This is a genomic window from Lelliottia amnigena (assembly GCF_019047465.1).
In the GTDB taxonomy this organism is placed as follows: Bacteria; Pseudomonadota; Gammaproteobacteria; order Enterobacterales; family Enterobacteriaceae; genus Enterobacter; species Enterobacter amnigenus.
Map to the genome: position 1 here is coordinate 4,245,974 of NZ_CP077236.1, position 16,097 is coordinate 4,262,070.

At 52.0% G+C, this 16,097-nt stretch carries 20 protein-coding genes and 2 pseudogenes; 8 read left to right on the forward strand and 14 right to left on the reverse strand.

Annotation, left to right across the window (positions count from 1 at the left end; genetic code table 11):
• Window positions 1-25: 25 nt before the first annotated feature.
• Window positions 26-288 (forward strand): annotated as a pseudogene (locus I6L74_RS21555) (site-specific integrase); the annotation flags it as partial.
• Here the strand turns inward: I6L74_RS21555 and ompW are convergent.
• On the reverse strand, window positions 285-920 hold the full coding sequence (ompW, locus tag I6L74_RS20070) for an outer membrane protein OmpW (RefSeq protein WP_059179159.1): 636 nt from the start codon (window positions 918-920) through the stop codon (window positions 285-287). The pseudogene I6L74_RS21555 and the gene ompW overlap by 4 nt on opposite strands.
• 165 nt (window positions 921-1,085) lie before the next feature.
• Here ompW and I6L74_RS21740 point away from each other — a divergent pair.
• From I6L74_RS21740 to yciA, 4 genes and pseudogenes are all read left to right on the forward strand, one after another.
• Window positions 1,086-1,181, forward strand: a pseudogene (locus I6L74_RS21740) (YkgJ family cysteine cluster protein); the annotation flags it as partial.
• Window positions 1,182-1,206: 25 nt separating this feature from the next.
• Window positions 1,207-1,950, forward strand: a complete 744-nt coding sequence (locus tag I6L74_RS20075) for a YciC family protein (protein ID WP_059179160.1) — start codon at window positions 1,207-1,209, stop codon at window positions 1,948-1,950.
• A gap of 59 nt (window positions 1,951-2,009) precedes the next feature.
• Window positions 2,010-2,549 carry a septation protein A gene (locus tag I6L74_RS20080; protein WP_059179161.1) on the forward strand — a complete coding sequence of 180 codons (540 nt, stop codon included), beginning with the start codon at window positions 2,010-2,012 and terminating at the stop codon, window positions 2,547-2,549.
• Window positions 2,550-2,672: 123 nt separating this feature from the next.
• Entirely contained in the window at window positions 2,673-3,071 is a 399-nt protein-coding gene (yciA, locus tag I6L74_RS20085; protein WP_059179162.1) for an acyl-CoA thioester hydrolase YciA, read from the forward strand.
• A 30-nt stretch (window positions 3,072-3,101) separates the two neighbouring features.
• Here the strand turns inward: yciA and tonB are convergent, their stop codons facing one another.
• Window positions 3,102-3,821: a TonB system transport protein TonB gene (gene tonB / locus I6L74_RS20090; protein WP_059179182.1), complete on the reverse strand. Its 720-nt coding sequence runs from the start codon at window positions 3,819-3,821 to the stop codon at window positions 3,102-3,104.
• 221 nt (window positions 3,822-4,042) lie between these two features.
• On the opposite strand from tonB, the gene I6L74_RS20095 reads away from it, so the two are divergent.
• Window positions 4,043-4,339 carry a YciI family protein gene (locus I6L74_RS20095; protein ID WP_059179163.1) on the forward strand — a complete coding sequence of 99 codons (297 nt, stop codon included), beginning with the start codon at window positions 4,043-4,045 and terminating at the stop codon, window positions 4,337-4,339.
• 214 nt (window positions 4,340-4,553) lie between these two features.
• On the opposite strand, the gene I6L74_RS20100 is transcribed toward I6L74_RS20095, so the two are convergent.
• From I6L74_RS20100 to I6L74_RS20130, 7 genes are all read right to left on the reverse strand, one after another.
• Window positions 4,554-5,444, reverse strand: a complete 891-nt coding sequence (locus I6L74_RS20100; protein ID WP_059179164.1) for an oxidoreductase — start codon at window positions 5,442-5,444, stop codon at window positions 4,554-4,556.
• 20 nt (window positions 5,445-5,464) lie between these two features.
• Window positions 5,465-6,292, reverse strand: coding sequence for an EamA family transporter (locus I6L74_RS20105; protein WP_059179165.1), 828 nt, complete (start codon window positions 6,290-6,292; stop codon window positions 5,465-5,467).
• A 75-nt stretch (window positions 6,293-6,367) separates the two neighbouring features.
• Complete coding sequence (gcvA, locus tag I6L74_RS20110; protein ID WP_059179166.1) at window positions 6,368-7,273, reverse strand: transcriptional regulator GcvA; 906 nt, start codon at window positions 7,271-7,273, stop codon at window positions 6,368-6,370.
• Between the two features lie 173 nt (window positions 7,274-7,446).
• The gene (locus I6L74_RS20115) at window positions 7,447-7,965 is read right to left on the reverse strand and encodes a DUF2569 family protein (protein WP_059179167.1); all 519 of its coding nucleotides are present in this window, start codon (window positions 7,963-7,965) and stop codon (window positions 7,447-7,449) included.
• Between the two features lie 151 nt (window positions 7,966-8,116).
• Window positions 8,117-8,752 carry a leucine efflux protein LeuE gene (leuE, locus tag I6L74_RS20120; protein ID WP_059179168.1) on the reverse strand — a complete coding sequence of 212 codons (636 nt, stop codon included), beginning with the start codon at window positions 8,750-8,752 and terminating at the stop codon, window positions 8,117-8,119.
• A gap of 122 nt (window positions 8,753-8,874) precedes the next feature.
• On the reverse strand, window positions 8,875-9,006 hold the full coding sequence (locus I6L74_RS21660; RefSeq protein ID WP_216979984.1) for a KPN_01571 family protein: 132 nt from the start codon (window positions 9,004-9,006) through the stop codon (window positions 8,875-8,877).
• A 141-nt stretch (window positions 9,007-9,147) separates the two neighbouring features.
• A complete protein-coding gene (locus tag I6L74_RS20130) occupies window positions 9,148-9,321 on the reverse strand; it encodes a YciY family protein (RefSeq protein ID WP_012017677.1) in 174 nt (57 codons plus the stop codon).
• A gap of 142 nt (window positions 9,322-9,463) precedes the next feature.
• On the opposite strand from I6L74_RS20130, the gene cls reads away from it, so the two are divergent.
• On the forward strand, window positions 9,464-10,924 hold the full coding sequence (cls, locus tag I6L74_RS20135; protein ID WP_059179169.1) for a cardiolipin synthase: 1,461 nt from the start codon (window positions 9,464-9,466) through the stop codon (window positions 10,922-10,924).
• Window positions 10,925-10,958: 34 nt separating this feature from the next.
• Window positions 10,959-11,288, forward strand: coding sequence for an HI1450 family dsDNA-mimic protein (locus I6L74_RS20140; RefSeq protein ID WP_059179170.1), 330 nt, complete (start codon window positions 10,959-10,961; stop codon window positions 11,286-11,288).
• Window positions 11,289-11,317: 29 nt separating this feature from the next.
• Here the strand turns inward: I6L74_RS20140 and I6L74_RS20145 are convergent, their stop codons facing one another.
• From I6L74_RS20145 to oppB, 5 genes are read right to left on the reverse strand one after another with little or no spacing between them, the layout of a single operon-like run.
• Window positions 11,318-12,154, reverse strand: coding sequence for an ion transporter (locus I6L74_RS20145; protein WP_059179183.1), 837 nt, complete (start codon window positions 12,152-12,154; stop codon window positions 11,318-11,320).
• A gap of 47 nt (window positions 12,155-12,201) precedes the next feature.
• Window positions 12,202-13,206 carry a murein tripeptide/oligopeptide ABC transporter ATP-binding protein OppF gene (gene oppF / locus I6L74_RS20150; RefSeq protein ID WP_059179171.1) on the reverse strand — a complete coding sequence of 335 codons (1,005 nt, stop codon included), beginning with the start codon at window positions 13,204-13,206 and terminating at the stop codon, window positions 12,202-12,204.
• Window positions 13,203-14,207, reverse strand: coding sequence for an ABC transporter ATP-binding protein (locus tag I6L74_RS20155; RefSeq protein WP_059179172.1), 1,005 nt, complete (start codon window positions 14,205-14,207; stop codon window positions 13,203-13,205). Before I6L74_RS20155 ends, oppF begins: the two co-directional genes overlap by 4 nt.
• A gap of 11 nt (window positions 14,208-14,218) precedes the next feature.
• The gene (gene oppC, locus I6L74_RS20160) at window positions 14,219-15,127 is read right to left on the reverse strand and encodes an oligopeptide ABC transporter permease OppC (RefSeq protein WP_059179173.1); all 909 of its coding nucleotides are present in this window, start codon (window positions 15,125-15,127) and stop codon (window positions 14,219-14,221) included.
• A 14-nt stretch (window positions 15,128-15,141) separates the two neighbouring features.
• Window positions 15,142-16,062, reverse strand: coding sequence for an oligopeptide ABC transporter permease OppB (gene oppB / locus I6L74_RS20165; RefSeq protein ID WP_059179174.1), 921 nt, complete (start codon window positions 16,060-16,062; stop codon window positions 15,142-15,144).
• Window positions 16,063-16,097: the final 35 nt, after the last annotated feature.

The window sequence follows — 16,097 nt, forward strand, 5'->3', positions numbered from 1 at the left end:
TGCATGACAGTGAGTTCGTGATAGCGGCATGGTCAAGCCAAGCTCTTTGACGGTTGCATTCAGCAAAGCGAGGGATGACGGTGATTATGACGGGAAGGCAAAGGAATAGCGCCGAGCTTCCATGAGCAACGCTCTTTGTCCGAGCGCCTTTTCCGTGAGCAGGGAATTAACGCACAATAACTGTGTGGTCATTCCGGTCAATCAATGCCAAATATGTACCACGACACCTGTGGACAAGAGAAGCAAAAAACTGGCCGTATAACGACCAGTTTTGCAGATGAGATTTAAAAACGATAACCCGCCGAGAACATAAACACCCACGGGTCCAGTCGTGTATGGACACTTTGCTGTTCGCCACCCGCTTTGAAGCGCACGTCGGTGTCGATATCCATGTACCAGACCGACATGTTCAGCAGCCAGTCACGATTGACTAAATAGTCCAGTCCCACCTGCCCCGCAGCGCCCCAGGAATCTTTAAGACTGAGATCGGACAGACCATTTTCTTTACCGTTATCGTTAAATTTCTCGTCAAAGAACGTGGTGTAGTTGACGCCTGCGCCAATATACGGGCGCGCCTTGCTATTGGCATCACCAAAATACCATTGCGCCATGAGCGTTGGTGGGAGCTGATGGACGGTTGCAATATTACCCGTCGGCCCGGTTCCTACCTTGTGGCGGAAAGGCGTAGCCGCCAGCAACTCAACACCGATATTTTCCGTTGCCATATAGGTAAACGTTAAACCTAACTGCGTGTTATTGCTGACGTTAAAGCCCCCGAGACTTCCTAATACGTTATCTGATCCTTCCGTCGGGCGAACCGTTGCCGAACCCGCGCGAATAAAGAACTCGCCTGCTTCATGCGCATAAGCGCCACCAGAGAGACTGCTTAAGATCAGGGCTGCCACTGCTAATTTTTTCATATCCGCTCCATCGTTGTGGTTTTATTGGCGCGGAGAATATAACTATAAATGAGTAGGAAGTGATCAAACACAGATCACATTCGGTTCAGCAATTTAACATTTATTGATCTGGATTAATTTTTAACAAAAATGGAGAAACCTGATTGCGCCAATCAGGTCAAATTTGCTCAATACGCTTTGCTTTACAAAGATATGCTTTTCCATACAAGTCATGGTGCTGCCACGACAGAGTTATCCAGGGTACAATTGCCCGCTTATTAACACCTGCAATACTCAAGGAGAGTGCATGTCTATCACGGCGAAGTCCGTCTACCGTGACACCGGGAATTTTTTCCGCAATCAGTTCATTACTTTTTTACTGATCGCTTTGCTTTGCGCGTTGATCACCGTCGTGCTTGGCCATGCGTTTTCACCGAGTGATGAGCAAATTGCCAGCCTCAGCCAGGGCGACCATCTCGCTGGCAGCGTAGGGTTATTTGATCTGGTGCAGAACATGACGCCTGAACAGCAGCAGATTTTGCTGCGCGCCTCTGCGGCATCAACCTTTTCCGGGTTGATCGGTAACGCAATTATGGCGGGCGGAGTATTGCTGATGGTTCAGTTGGTTTCCGCGGGGCAACGCGTCAGCGCGCTGCGCGCTATCGGCGCCAGCGCGCCGGTGTTACCTAAACTGTTCATCCTGATCTTTTTGACCACCTTACTGGTACAAATAGGGATCATGCTGGTTGTGGTGCCGGGTGTGCTGTTGGCGATTATCCTCTCCTTTGCGCCTGTGATGCTGGTGCAGGATAAAATGGGGATTTTTACCGCCATGCGCAGCAGCATAAAACTGGCGTGGTCTAATATGCGTCTGGTTGCGCCTGCAGTGATCGGCTGGCTGCTTGCAAAAACGTTATTGCTGCTGTTTGCACCGAATTTTGCTGTGCTGACGCCAAACATTGGCGCGGTGGTTGCGAATACCATCAGTAACTTGATCTCCGCCGTATTACTGGTTTACTTGTTCCGCCTGTATACGTTGATTCGCCAATAATATCCTGATGGCAGAGTGCGAGCGTGCGCTCTGCCCCACGCAGAAAATGGAATCTAAGAATGAAGCAGTTTCTTGATTTTTTACCGCTTGTCGTGTTTTTCGCATTCTATAAGCTGTACGACATTTACGCCGCGACAACCGCCTTAATCGTCGCCACCGCCGTCGTGCTGATCTACACCTGGATTCGCTATCGCAAAGTCGAAAAAATGGCGTTGATCACGTTTGTCTTAGTTGCCGTGTTTGGTGGCTTGACGGTGTTCTTCCATAACGATGAATTTATCAAATGGAAGGTGACGGTGATTTATGGCCTGTTTGCCGGTGCCCTGCTCTTCAGCCAGTGGGTCATGAACAAACCGTTGATTCAGCGCATGCTGGGCAAAGAAATTACCCTGCCGCAGGCAGTATGGTCGCGACTGAACATTGCCTGGGCTGTATTCTTTATTCTTTGCGGACTGGCGAATATCTATATTGCGTTCTGGATGCCGCAAAATATCTGGGTCAACTTCAAGGTGTTTGGTCTGACGGCACTGACGCTGATTTTCACCCTGCTCAGCGGTGTGTACATTTACAAACACATGCCTCAGGACGATAAGCACTGATCCCTGTATGCCAGACGGTACGCCGTCTGGCCATTTGATACCCGTCTGATTTTCGTATTTCCCACCGCGTATAAATCATAGTAGCATCCCGCCTGTCGTCTTCCGTCACGAGCATAAATTACAATGACAACAACGAATGACGCCCCTCAGGGCGAACTGGTTTTACGCACACTTGCAATGCCCGCCGACACCAATGCGAACGGTGACATCTTTGGCGGTTGGTTAATGTCGCAAATGGATATGGGCGGCGCGATCCTGGCTAAAGAGATCGCGCATGGCCGCGTGGTGACGGTCAGGGTCGATGGGATGACGTTTTTGCGTCCGGTTGCGGTGGGTGATGTGGTCTGCTGCTACGCCCGCTGCGTCAAGCGCGGTAACACCTCAGTTTCCATTAATATTGAAGTGTGGGTCAAAAAGGTGGCCTCAGAGCCAATCGGCCAGCGCTACAAGGCGACTGAAGCGCTGTTCATCTATGTAGCGGTGGATAACGACGGGAAACCCCGCCTGCTTCCACAGGTATAAAAAAAAAGCCTCCATCGCGGAGGCTTTTTGCTATTCCATCTGCGCCCCGCCGTTGAGGCGGAACACAATATTCACAATCAATCCACTTCCCGGTTTCCCGGCTTCATATCGCCATTTGCGCATCGCCGCTTTCACTTCGCGCTCAAACATATTGGCAGGCTGGGCAGAAAGAATCTCCACGTTATCTACGCGTCCATCAGCCGTGACGTCAAACTTCACGCGCAGACGCCCCTCAATGCGCAAGGCTTGCGCACGCGCAGGATATTGCGGCTGATTGCGGCTTAGCGCGCGCGGGCCAGAAGGTGCCGAGACGACCGGTTTTGCCGTGGCCGGCGAGTTATTCATCACGGGTTTCGCCGGCGCCGTGTTTTGCACGGTCTGCGTCGTACGCGGTTCAACGGGACGCTCTTCTCGTTTTGGACGTTCTTCCACCTTTTTAACCGGTTTTGGTTTTGGCTTTGGTTTCGGCTTTGGCTCCGGCTTGTGGATCACCACTGGCGCTTCTTTCGGCGGCTCAGGGATCGGCTCCAGTTCAGGTTCCGGCTCAACAACAGGCGCTGGTGGTGGCGGGACGACCTGCGGCTCTAGCTCTGCGGGCGTCACCATGGTCACCGAAATCGGCTGCGCGGGCGCTGGCATTTCAATAACCTGATGTACCGATGTGTAGAGCAGACCCGCGACAACAGCACCGTGAATCACAACGGAAAGCAGCGTCGGCCAGGGAAAGCGGCGAGGTAAATTCAGGGTCATCGAAGTCATAATCGTTACAGTTAAAAAACCAGACCCCGATTTTAAATGCAAATAGCAATCATATTCAATAAGACACTCCATCTTCTCGCAATTTAAGTGCGCAAGCGGCGTATCCTGGCCTCGGTTTGTTACAGTTTTAACAAGGTCGTTATCTTTACATTGCAGTCATCGCTGCTTTCACATAACGTAAATGCCACTTTTTATGGTTAAGGAGCTCCGCCGTGCTTTACGTTATCTACGCTGAGGATGTTGCTGATTCTCTTGAAAAACGTCTTTCCGTCCGCCCTGCGCATCTGGCGCGACTGCAACTTTTGCACGACGAAGGCAAACTGCTCACCGCAGGGCCAATGCCTGCCGTTGACAGCAACGATCCCGGCGCGGCCGGCTTTAGTGGCTCTACGGTGATTGCCGAATTCGAATCCCTGGAAGCAGCACAGTTTTGGGCCGAAGCCGACCCGTACGTCGCCGCAGGCGTTTACGCAAAAGTCACCGTTCGCCCGTTTAAGAAAGTGTTTTAAGGTTGTGAATAAAGCGTCCTCACGCGCTTTTTAAAAAACATCAACTAGCGGAAATAAAGGACTTTATTTCACGCCTGCGCCACGCATTAATCACATTGATACAAGAAGCCCCGCATAGACGGGGCTTTATTTTTAACTGGGCTTACAAGGTCGGCGTTCATTGAGCCCGTGACAAATGCGATGAGATTGTTTGCTAAGTCCAAAGTGCGGAACCTCACCCAGGCCCTTCGCTTCCTGCCGCCAGCAGAGGTACCAACACGTCACTGATGGGCGTAGGAATTCCATGTAATTTTCCTAGCCGCTGGATCACGGCGTTACGGACCTCCCATTCCATCGGGCGGTTAGACTGACGATCCGCCAGAATAGAAGTGCCTAAGTCTGCAGGCGCGCGACGAAAACCGTCCACGATTTCACGCGCAACGTCATCGTTCAGTATCGCCTTTTCAGCACGTGCCACCGCCAGACACTCGCGCAGGTAAGCCAGTGCCAGTTCTGTAATATCTTCCCGCGAGAACATGCCAGCGCGGCGATTGGCGAGTACCATCAAACCTGCTGCCGCATTCTGCAACAGTTTGCGCCAGGCGATGGACGTGAAATCCTCCGAAAGCTCGACGGTGCAACGTGTATCAGTAAGCGCATCAGCTATCCTTTTTGCCTGCGGCGTATCCGGCAGCGTCAGGCGTGGTTTTGCACGCAGCCAGACAGAAGCGTCCGGTTCACGCTGTGCAGGAAACCAGACGACCGAAGGCACGACCGTGGCGCCGTTAACATAGGGCTCCAGCTGGCTTTTCTGCTCTACTCCGTTTTGCAGCGCGCAGACCACTGTGTTTTCATCACACAGTTTATCCTGCCAGCCTGCGCTCGATGCCGTCTGGGTCGCTTTCACCGCAACGAATACCAGATCGCACGGCTGAGTGATATTCGCCGCGTTGCTCAATACTGGCCCCGGCACGGTAATTTCATCTTCATCGAAGCGCAGCACTAATTTCGGATGGGATGTACGTCCGCACAGTAACGGCTTGCGGCCAACCTCATGCAGTAGCGCGGCTATAGTCGTACCGATAGCGCCTGGACCAATGAGGGCAATAGTTGGACTGTCAGACATGTCGCATTCTCCCAATGTCGTTAACCGATAATGAGCGTGCCGGTGGCGATAACCACGCACGCAAGCGTTTTTCTTAGCGTTAGCGATTCGCCCAGGAACACGTAACCTAATATGGCGGCAAAGAGAACGCTGGTTTCGCGCAGTGCTGAAACGGTGCCCATCGGGGCACCCAACATGGCGTAGATAATGATCCCGTACGCCAGTAGCGAGACAAGGCCCCCTATCGCTGCACGAGGTAAACCCGGCCGCCAGCGCAATAAACTTCTTCTGTCGCGCAAAGCGATATAGAGTGCGGGCATCAGCCCTCCCCATAAGGCGCTCATCCACACGGTGTATGAGAGCGCATTGCCGGACAATCGCACACCTATCCCATCCACTACGCTATACGCGGCAATGAAAGCACCGGTTGCCAGCGCATATTTCAGATTCGGCATCGCCAGTTTGTAGCCCTTCATGGCGAGCATCAGAATACCGCAGGAAACCAGCGTAATACCGCCAAGCGTATTCAGTTCAATTTTTTCACCGGCGAAGAGTGCCGCCGCGCATGTCACCAATAGCGGAGAGCAGCCGCGCGCAATCGGATAGGATTGCCCGAGATCCCCGCTCTGATAGCTACGTATCAGACACAGGTTATAGCCCACATGCAGCAGCGCCGAAAACAACACGTACTTCCAGCTGGCCGTGGATGGCACTGGCACAAACAGTGCGATTAGGCCGCTGGTCATGGCAATCGCCATGCACATAATGGTCATCGCCCATAATCGGTCAGTTGCCCCACGTAACAGAGTATTCCAGCTGGCATGCAGCAGAGCGGCGAATAGCGTCAGGAAAATAATATGGCTTGGCATAGGCTGATGCTAAGCAACCTATGCCTGTTTTAAAAGTGAAGTGTCGTCATCCGATCATGAGTGAAAGCTCATACCTTATGTATAGCTGAGCTGAGCCTGATGGGATTCAGCCATGAGCCAGGAGCAGAACGTCATAATGTGCGGCTGCGTTTCGATGCCGCCTGGACAGACAAAGTAATAGGCCGCGGGCGAAGAAAAAGGGATATTAAACAGCCTTACCAGACTGCCTTCCTTGAGCTCTTTTTCGACGTGTCCACTGCGCGCTAACGCAATGCCCTGTCCCAGCAGCGCGGCTTCGATGGTCATATTGGTGTCTGCAAAACGTACGCTCTCATGCAACGCATCCGTCTGTATACCGGCCTGCTCAAACCAGGAATCCCATTTCGGAACCAGATCCGCACCGTCGCGCGTCAGAAGCGGATAGCGCAACAGCTCAGCCGGTTCATGGGGTGTTCCAAAACGTTGTAATAATGCCGGGCTGGCCACCGGAAAAAGCTGTTCGCGGAACATAAATTCCGTGTGCAGCGCCGGATAATTGCCGTGACCAAAGCGGATCGCCACGTCGGAATCGGAATTGGTGAAGTTAATGGCTCTGTCGGTGCTTTCAATCGTGACCAGAATCTCAGGATGCAGTCGGGTTAATTCTGGAAGACGTGGCAGCAGCCACTTCAAGGCGAAAGAATAGGTAGTACTTAAACGTAATCGTACACGGCTTTTTTGTTCGCGAAGATCGGCTAACGAGGTTTCCAGCTTTGTGAAAAACTCGCGCACGATAGGTGCGAGCGCGGCGCCAGCGGGCGTCAGTGTGAGTGTCTTACCGCGCTGAAAAAGCTGTAGGCCCCATAATTCTTCAAGATTTTTTAACTGGTGGCTGACGGCGCTCTGCGTGATGAATAGCTCTGATGCGGATGAGGTAAACGTGGGGTGGCGGGTAGCAACTTCAAACGCACGAAGCATGGCGGTAGGAGGAATGTCACGCATCTTTCTTATCCTGTGAATGAGCTCAGACTCATGACACGATAGGCCTACACTTCTTCAAAAGAAAGCGTAAGAGTGATTGTCATCTCACGGGGATATTACGCTGAGATGTTTCACCATCAATAAAAATGGCTGCGAGAATATGGCAGCCATAGACTGTTTAAGACTCGATTGGGTTAACGAATGAAGGTCTTCTTAGCGCGCACGGAATAGCGGAAGTAAGGGATCCAGATGCAGGCGTAAATTGTGTGGGTAACAATTGGCATCACCTGATTAAAGCCCAGGGCAATCTGTGGGAACAGGTAAGGTGTGATGCACCGGTCAATAAACATGACGACGATACCAGCGACGAGCAACACACTGTATGCCAGCGGAAGTTCTTTCTTCTTGCGCAAAAAAAGTGAGGCAACATAGATAATGTAAAGCAAGAAAACAAAATTCACCCCCGCAGAAATAAACAGATAGGTTGATTGCGCAAGCGGAAGATAACCTAGCGTATCAATGCTGGCCTTTAATGTGACGGCCAGTGAAGTGAAATAACCATACGCAATGAGGAACATATTCAGAAATGGTACGAACAGCAAACCGCCAATTTTGCGATACCGTTTTTCCTCACATTCAGGGCAGTATTCCTGGTGCTGTGGAATGGTCTTATCACATTTAATGCACGTCCATTTGAAAGCGGTATCGGTCATTATTTTTCCTTATTAACACGCAGGCTCTTAACGGCTCAGCTTGATTCCAGAGTGGGTAAATGGGTACTCAGAGATATCGGCTAATCCAGGCGCAATCTTGAGCACTATTACACTCATCGCATCTCCGCTCTCCGCAACGGTATGCGTTCCTTCAGTGTAGCGATGCCAGTCGTGCGGCAAATCCCACAAACAACAGCCCGATCAACCCATTTCCCAGCTTCGCCAGTTTCTTTTTCGTCTTTAAGTAGCGTGTCACAAATGCCCCGGAGAAAATCAAGAAACTCATGTACATGAAGCTGATCAGTTCTAAGGTTGTCGCGAGGATCAGGAAAGAGGTGCCTGTGTTTGGCGCACTGACATCAATGAATTGCACGAAAAACGAGACGTAAAACAGAATTGCCTTGGGATTGGTCAAACTCAATACCAGCGAGCGCTTCAGGATCATACTTGCCGGCTCTGCCCCTCCTGCCTGCGCGCTGTTTTTGCGCATAATGACCGACCAGAGCATTTTGCCACCGAGCCACAGTAAATATAGCGCGCCAAGATAACGCACAATATTGAATAGCACGGGTGTAGTTTGAATCAGTGCCGCCACGCCGGCCCAGGCCAGAAACATCAATACGGCATCGCCGATAAATACGCCCGTCGCGGCGAGATAACCTTTTTTGACGCCGTGACCTATGCCTGTTTTGAGAACAAATAAAGTATTGGGGCCAGGCACGAGAACAATAAAAAACGCGCCAACAACGTAGGTCCAAAAATTCAGTACACCAAACTCCGCAAACACCACCAGCTCCTTTTTAAAACAGCGCGTCACAGCGTGGTTAAGAGAACCGAAACCGTGAACGCGCTATGCATCATGTCATTCTGACGTTCGCAAACCCTTGCGGGCGTCAGTACCGTTTATCCTTAAAGCATTGCCCAGTGCATGCCAAGCGCGTAAATAAATTGCCCTAGCTGCGTGAGCGACGAGAGTCCTAAATATTCCCTTAATGCATCTACGGCAAAAATTGCAATTAAGACCCAAAGGAAAGGATTCATTTTTCTTATTCATCGCGTACATCGCCGCACATCATACCGTAGCAGTGGAAGGATTTAACACGCGGGAAGCAAAATAGTACGCGTACAGGGGTTGATGGCTTAAAAAAACATCAGGCACCGAAAACGGTGCCTTCAGGGAACTCAGAGATCGCGAACGGCGAACACCAGTGCATTACGGTGACGGCTTAGCCCACATTTTCTGATAGCGTGAATACGCATATTGCGGCGGGATTGAGCTTCCAGCCAGCGAGCCTTGCGGCGGCTCGTTTGTCGCAACATGCGCCAGCGCCCTACTTCAGTTCTACTGCGCTTCATGGTTAAAACTCTTTCCTTAACAGAAACGCCATTATAAACCCTTGGTCGCGGCAAACCAGCGCTTTTAGCCGTCCTTTTTATTTGCCAGATCAATTCTGATGCGTACACTCATAACAATACGCTTTCAAAAGGATTTTTAATTATGACAACCTTCTACACCGTGGTGAGTTGGCTGGTCATTCTGGGATACTGGCTGCTGATCGCAGGTGTGACGCTTCGCATCCTGATGAAACGCCGAGCTGTCCCCTCTGCCATGGCCTGGCTACTGATTATCTACATCCTGCCGCTGGTGGGAATTATTGCCTATCTTTCGTTTGGTGAATTGCATCTGGGCAAGCGTCGCGCCGAGCGTGCCCGCGCCATGTGGCCGTCGACCGCAAAATGGTTAAACGACCTGAAATCCTGCAAACACATCTTTGCCGAAGAAAATAGCAGCGTGGCATCTTCACTGTTTAAACTCTGCGAGCGGCGTCAGGGCATTGCCGGGGTTAAAGGTAACCAGCTGCAATTGTTGACGACCTCTGATGACGTGATGCAGGCGTTGATTCGCGATATCCAACTCGCTCGCCATAATATCGAAATGGTTTTCTACATCTGGCAGCCGGGTGGGATGGCGGATCAAGTTGCTGAGTCGCTGATGGCGGCATCTCGTCGCGGTATCCATTGCCGGTTGATGCTGGATTCTGCTGGGAGTGTGGCTTTTTTCCGCAGCCCTTGGGCTGGGATGATGCGCAACGCGGGTATTGAAGTTGTCGAAGCGTTAAAGGTGAATTTACTGCGCGTGTTTCTGCGTCGCATGGATTTACGCCAGCACCGTAAAATGATCATGATCGACAACTATATTGCCTACACCGGCAGCATGAATATGGTCGATCCGCGCTTCTTCAAACAAGATTCCGGCGTGGGTCAGTGGATCGATTTAATGGCGCGTATGGAAGGTCCCGTCGCTACCGCAATGGGTATTGTGTATTCCTGCGACTGGGAAATTGAAACCGGCAAGCGTATTTTGCCGCCACCGCCCGACGCCAATATCATGCCGTTCGAGCAGGAAAGCGGCCATACCATTCACACCATTGCCTCCGGCCCGGGTTTCCCGGAAGACTTGATTCATCAGGCGTTGCTCACTGCGGCTTATTCTGCGCGTGAATATCTGATCATGACTACGCCCTACTTTGTGCCGAGCGACGACCTGTTGCATGCGATTTGTACCGCCGCACAGCGCGGTGTGGATGTCAGCATTATTATGCCGCGCAAAAACGACTCGGTACTGGTGGGATGGGCTAGCCGCGCGTTCTTTACAGAGCTTCTGGCAGCAGGGGTGAAAATCTATCAGTTTGAGGGTGGATTGCTGCATACCAAAAGCGTACTGGTGGATGGGGAACTCAGTCTGGTCGGGACCGTGAATCTGGATATGCGGAGTTTGTGGCTGAATTTTGAAATTACGCTGGTGATTGACGATGCGGGTTTTGGTGGCGATTTGGCTGCCGTTCAGGACGATTACATCTCCCGCTCGCGCTTGCTGGACGCCAGTTTGTGGGTCAAGCGGCCTTTGTGGCAGCGAATCACCGAACGACTGTTTTACTTCTTTAGCCCGTTGCTGTAAAACGTGCCCAACGATGTTTTAACAGGTAGTCATCATGGAAATGGATCTGAATAATCGTCTGACGGAAGACGAAACGCTCGAGCAGGCCTACGACATTTTTCTCGAACTGGCGATGGATAATCTCGATCCCGCAGACGTTATCCTCTTTAATTTGCAGTTTGAAGAGCGCGGCGGCGCGGAGCTGTTTGACCCGTCTGAAGACTGGGCTGAGCATGTCGATTTCGACCTCAACCCGGACTTTTTTGCCGAGGTGGTGATTGGTCTTGCGGAGACCGACGGTGGCGAAATCAATGATATTTTTGCCCGCGTCCTGCTGTGCCGGGAAAAAGACCACAAGCTGTGCCATATCCTCTGGCGTGAATAACAAAAGGCTGCGAATGCAGCCTTTTATATTTAATCCGCTAATTCAGTCCCGCAGCGGTTACAAAATCGCGCGCTGTGCTCATGGTTCGCCTGCTGACAATGAGGGCATTTGCGCTGCTGCTGTCGATTCTGAAATGCTGCACTCATGTGCGTCGTGATAAGACCGGTAGGAATCGCTATCACGGAATAACCAATCAAAATGAGCATCGACGCCACAATTCTGCCAAGCGGCGTATGCGGTGTAATATCGCCATATCCCACCGTCGTGACCGTGACAATAGCCCAATAGACGGATGCATTCAGGGTGGTGAATCCATATTTAGGCCCTTCTATCAGGTACATCAGCGCACCAAAGACAATCATTACAATGGCAATAAACGAATAGAACAGAATTAACTGATGCCGGGCACTAAATATCGCCTTCCAGAACACATGCAACGACGGCATTAAACGCAACAACTTCAGGACGCGCAGCACGCGTATGGCGCGCATTGCCCGCCAGGCAAAAACATAATTGACGCTAATTTCAGGCCACAGCCACATCACATAGAGCGGCAAAATGGTCGCCAGATCGATAATGCCCCAAAAGCTAAAGACATATTTCGCCGGATTGGGCCAGCTGAAAACCCGCAGCAAATATTCCAGTGTAAAAACCAGCGTGACGAAAAGCTCCAGCCAGACGAAGAGATGCCACTCGTCCATCGTCAGGTGATATTGCGTCCCAAGACCTGACTCAATAAAGATGATGAGTACGCTGAGTAGCGCAAACAGTCCGCACAATCCTTCGAAATGACGACCTGAGCGGGTATTTTGATCGAATAGCAGACGGAACATCCGACGACGAACCGAAGAAACGGATAGCGACACGATAACCTCGCAAAAATTAAGGGCTGACATCATGTCAGCCCTTGCGATTATAACGGGTCTACTTTCAGGCAGGAAACCGCGTGACGGAAACTTCCTTCAAGTACTGGCCGGGTTTGTGCACATTCCGGACCGGCCAGCGGGCAGCGCGTACGGAATACGCAGCCAGATGGCGGGTTTATCGGTGACGGCAACTCGCCTTCCAGAAGCTGAATTTTTTTATTTTTTTCCAGATCCGGATCGGGAACCGGCACCGCCGACATCAGCGCTTTGGTGTAAGGGTGCAGCGGATTGTGGTAAACCTCATCGTAGGTCCCCAGCTCTACCGCGTGGCCCAAATACATCACCAGTACACGATCTGAAATGTGTTTAACCACCGCCAGGTCGTGCGCGATGAAGATCAACGACAGCCCCATTTCACGCTGTAATTTTTGCAGCAGGTTAACCACCTGCGCCTGGATGGAAACATCCAGCGCGGAAACCGGTTCGTCGCAAATAATCAGCTTAGGTTCCAGAATCAACGCACGCGCAATACCAATACGCTGACACTGCCCACCCGAAAACTCATGCGGGTAGCGGTTGATGAGGTTGGGCAACAGCCCTACTTTCATCATCATCGCTTTCACGCGGTCGCGCGCTTCCTGGCGGGACATTTTGGGATGATAAGTGCGCAGAGGTTCCGCGATAATCTCCCCAATCGTCATACGTGGGTTCAGGGATGCCAGCGGATCCTGGAAAATCATCTGGATGTCGCTGCGCACTTCGCGCCACTCGTCCGGCTTCATACCCAGCAGATCTTTGCCCAGCCACGCCACTTTACCTTCTGTAGCTTTAACAAGGCCGATGATGGCGCGGGCAAAAGTCGACTTACCGCAGCCCGATTCCCCAACGACACCCAGGGTTTCACCTTCGTAAAGGCGCAGCGTGACGCCATCAACTGCTTTGAGGGTTTTGGCTGGCTGCCAGAACCACTGTTTGCCGTCCTTAATGTCAAAATGCACTTTCAGATCGGCAATTTCGAGCAGCACATTTCTTTTTTCATCTATGGCGTTCATACCAGCTCCTCGTACGGCTTAAAGCAGGCGCGCAGACGGCCTGGCGCAAACTCTTCCAGCGGCGGAGCGCTGTTACAGATTTCCATCGCATGCGGACAGCGTGGCTGGAACGGACAGCCTTTAGGCAGACGCAGCAGGTTCGGTGGGTTGCCTGGAATCGTCAGCAGAGATTCACCTTCCGCATCCAGACGCGGGACCGCATTCAACAGACCAATGGAATAAGGGTGCGCGGGATTGTAAAACACATCGCGCGCCTTGCCGTATTCCATGGTACGGCCTGCATACATCACCAGCACCTTGTCACAGATACCCGCTACCACACCCAGGTCGTGGGTGATCATGATAATCGCCGTGTTGAACTCGCTTTTGAGTTCATTCAGCAACGTCATGATCTGCGCCTGCACGGTGACGTCCAGCGCGGTGGTCGGCTCATCGGCAATCAGCAATTTAGGACGACAGAGCAACGCCATCGCGATCATCACGCGCTGGCGCATACCGCCCGAAAATTCATGCGGATACATGCGCATACGCTTACGCGCTTCCGGCATTTTTACCGCATCCAACATTTTTACCGACTCTTCAAACGCTTCGGCTTTATTCATGCCTTTATGCAGCATGAGGACTTCCATCAGCTGCTCACCCACGCGCATGTACGGGTTCAGCGAGGTCATCGGGTCCTGGAAAATCATCGAAATCTGCTCGGCACGTAGCGTGTTCAGCTCGTGCTCCGGCAGGTTCAGAATGTTTTTACCGTTAAAGGTCGCGGTTCCGCTGATTCGGCCGTTTTGCGCCAGCAGGCCCATCAGCGCGAAGGCAGTTTGCGATTTACCGGAGCCAGATTCACCCACGATACCCAGCGTCTCGCCAGCACGCAGATCAAAGTTCAGATCGTTTACAGCCGTCACATCGCCATCGGGCGTTTGAAAGGTGACGCGTAAATCTTTGACGTCCAGCAGGACATTTTGCTGACGTGGCGCGGTTGCCGTTTCAATAATAGTCATGGCGGCACTCCTTAACGGTCTTTCGGGTCGAGGGCATCACGCAAGCCATCGCCGATAAAGTTGAAACAAAACAGGGTAACCACCAGGAAACCAGCCGGGAACAGCAGCAGCCACGGAGAAACTTCCATTGAGTTCGCGCCATCACTCAGCAGCGCACCCCAGCTGCTCAGCGGCTCTTGTGTACCCAAACCGAGGAAGCTCAGGAAAGATTCAAACAGAATCATGCTTGGCACCAGCAGCGAGGCGTAGACCACGACGACGCCCAGCACGTTCGGAACGATGTGGCGTACCACGATCCCACCGACGGAAACACCGCCAACCTGCGCCGCTTCAATAAATTCTTTGCGCTTCAGGCTCAACGTCTGGCCACGCACAATACGCGCCATGTCCAGCCAGGACACCATCCCGATAGCCACGAAAATCAGCAGGATGTTTTGTCCAAAGAAAGTCACCAGCAAAATAACAAAGAACATGAACGGGAAGGAGTTCAGGATCTCCAGCAGACGCATCATCACGGAATCGACTTTGCCGCCCAAATAGCCGGAAAGAGAGCCGTAAAGCGTGCCGACAACAACAGCCACCAGCGCGGCGGCAATGCCCACCATCAGGGAGATACGTCCACCGATCGCCACACGCACCAGCAGATCGCGTCCGGATGAGTCGGTACCGAAATAGTGTCCAGACGTCATATCAGGCGCACTGGACATCATGCCCCAGTCGGTATCGAAGTAGGTGAACTGCGACAACACGGGGGCGAGCGTCACGAATAATGCGATAAAGATCAGGACCACAAGGCTTGCGACCGCTGCACGGTTATGCATAAAGCGACGGCGGGCATCCTGCCATAGGCTGCGCCCTTCGACTTCGAGTTTCTCACTGAAGTTTTCCAGCGCCTCGCTGTTTTTATTACTCAACATCATGGCGTACTCCAGTGCTAGTAGCGAATTTTCGGGTCGATAACGGCATACAGCACATCGACAACGGCGTTAAAGAGGATCGTCAGTGCGCCAACGAGAATCGTCAGGCTCAGTACTAACGAATAGTCACGGTTCAACGCGCCATTCACGAACAGCTGGCCGATACCCGGCAGGCCATAGATAGTTTCGATAACCATAGAGCCGGTGATAATCCCGACAAACGCAGGCCCCATATATGAGAGCACAGGCAGCAGCGCAGGTTTTAACGCGTGGCGAAGCACAATGCGATGCATCGGCAAGCCTTTAGCGCGCGCAGTACGAATGAAGTTTGAGTGCAACACTTCAATCATCGAACCACGGGTGATACGCGCGATGCTGGCAATGTAAGCCAGCGATAATGCCACCATTGGCAAAATCATGTACTTCGGTGCCCCGCCGTTCCAGCCGCCTCCGGGCAGCCATTTCAGCGTTATGGCAAACACCATCACCAGCAACGGCGCAACAACGAAACTGGGTATGACGACCCCGGTCATTGCTATCCCCATCACTGAATAATCCCATTTGGTATTTTGTTTAAGCGCGGCGATAACCCCTGCGCTGACGCCAAGAACAACGGCAAGAATAAAGGCCGCGGCGCCTAATTTAGCCGAAACGGGGAAGCTCGACGCCACCAGATCGTTTACGGAATAGTCTTTGTATTTGAATGACGGTCCAAAATCACCCTGCGCCAGCTGCTTCAAATAATTGAAGTACTGGGTAGAGATCGGATCGTTTAAATGGTATTTGGCTTCGATGTTCGCCATGACTTCTGGCGGCAGCGCGCGCTCACTGGTAAACGGACTACCCGGGGCGAGTCGCATCATGAAGAACGAAATAGTAATGAGAATAAAGAGCGTCGGTATCGCTTCAAGACAGCGACGTAAGATAAATTTCAACATTGCCCGTACCTTCTGGCGTGTGCCTTTTACACCTG

What these genes read in the sequence shown, in the direction of transcription:
- ompW (WP_059179159.1), bottom strand. Translation starts at nt 920, where the DNA reads ATGAAAAAATTAGCAGTGGCAGCCCTGATCTTAAGCAGTCTCTCTGGT.
- I6L74_RS20075 (WP_059179160.1), top strand. Translation starts at nt 1,207, where the DNA reads ATGTCTATCACGGCGAAGTCCGTCTACCGTGACACCGGGAATTTTTTC.
- I6L74_RS20080 (WP_059179161.1), top strand. Translation starts at nt 2,010, where the DNA reads ATGAAGCAGTTTCTTGATTTTTTACCGCTTGTCGTGTTTTTCGCATTC.
- yciA (WP_059179162.1), top strand. Translation starts at nt 2,673, where the DNA reads ATGACAACAACGAATGACGCCCCTCAGGGCGAACTGGTTTTACGCACA.
- tonB (WP_059179182.1), bottom strand. Translation starts at nt 3,821, where the DNA reads ATGACCCTGAATTTACCTCGCCGCTTTCCCTGGCCGACGCTGCTTTCC.
- I6L74_RS20100 (WP_059179164.1), bottom strand. Translation starts at nt 5,444, where the DNA reads ATGTCTGACAGTCCAACTATTGCCCTCATTGGTCCAGGCGCTATCGGT.
- I6L74_RS20105 (WP_059179165.1), bottom strand. Translation starts at nt 6,292, where the DNA reads ATGCCAAGCCATATTATTTTCCTGACGCTATTCGCCGCTCTGCTGCAT.
- gcvA (WP_059179166.1), bottom strand. Translation starts at nt 7,273, where the DNA reads ATGCGTGACATTCCTCCTACCGCCATGCTTCGTGCGTTTGAAGTTGCT.
- I6L74_RS20115 (WP_059179167.1), bottom strand. Translation starts at nt 7,965, where the DNA reads ATGACCGATACCGCTTTCAAATGGACGTGCATTAAATGTGATAAGACC.
- I6L74_RS21660 (WP_216979984.1), bottom strand. Translation starts at nt 9,006, where the DNA reads ATGAATCCTTTCCTTTGGGTCTTAATTGCAATTTTTGCCGTAGATGCA.
- I6L74_RS20130 (WP_012017677.1), bottom strand. Translation starts at nt 9,321, where the DNA reads ATGAAGCGCAGTAGAACTGAAGTAGGGCGCTGGCGCATGTTGCGACAA.
- cls (WP_059179169.1), top strand. Translation starts at nt 9,464, where the DNA reads ATGACAACCTTCTACACCGTGGTGAGTTGGCTGGTCATTCTGGGATAC.
- I6L74_RS20140 (WP_059179170.1), top strand. Translation starts at nt 10,959, where the DNA reads ATGGAAATGGATCTGAATAATCGTCTGACGGAAGACGAAACGCTCGAG.
- oppF (WP_059179171.1), bottom strand. Translation starts at nt 13,206, where the DNA reads ATGAACGCCATAGATGAAAAAAGAAATGTGCTGCTCGAAATTGCCGAT.
- I6L74_RS20155 (WP_059179172.1), bottom strand. Translation starts at nt 14,207, where the DNA reads ATGACTATTATTGAAACGGCAACCGCGCCACGTCAGCAAAATGTCCTG.
- oppC (WP_059179173.1), bottom strand. Translation starts at nt 15,127, where the DNA reads ATGATGTTGAGTAATAAAAACAGCGAGGCGCTGGAAAACTTCAGTGAG.
- oppB (WP_059179174.1), bottom strand. Translation starts at nt 16,062, where the DNA reads ATGTTGAAATTTATCTTACGTCGCTGTCTTGAAGCGATACCGACGCTC.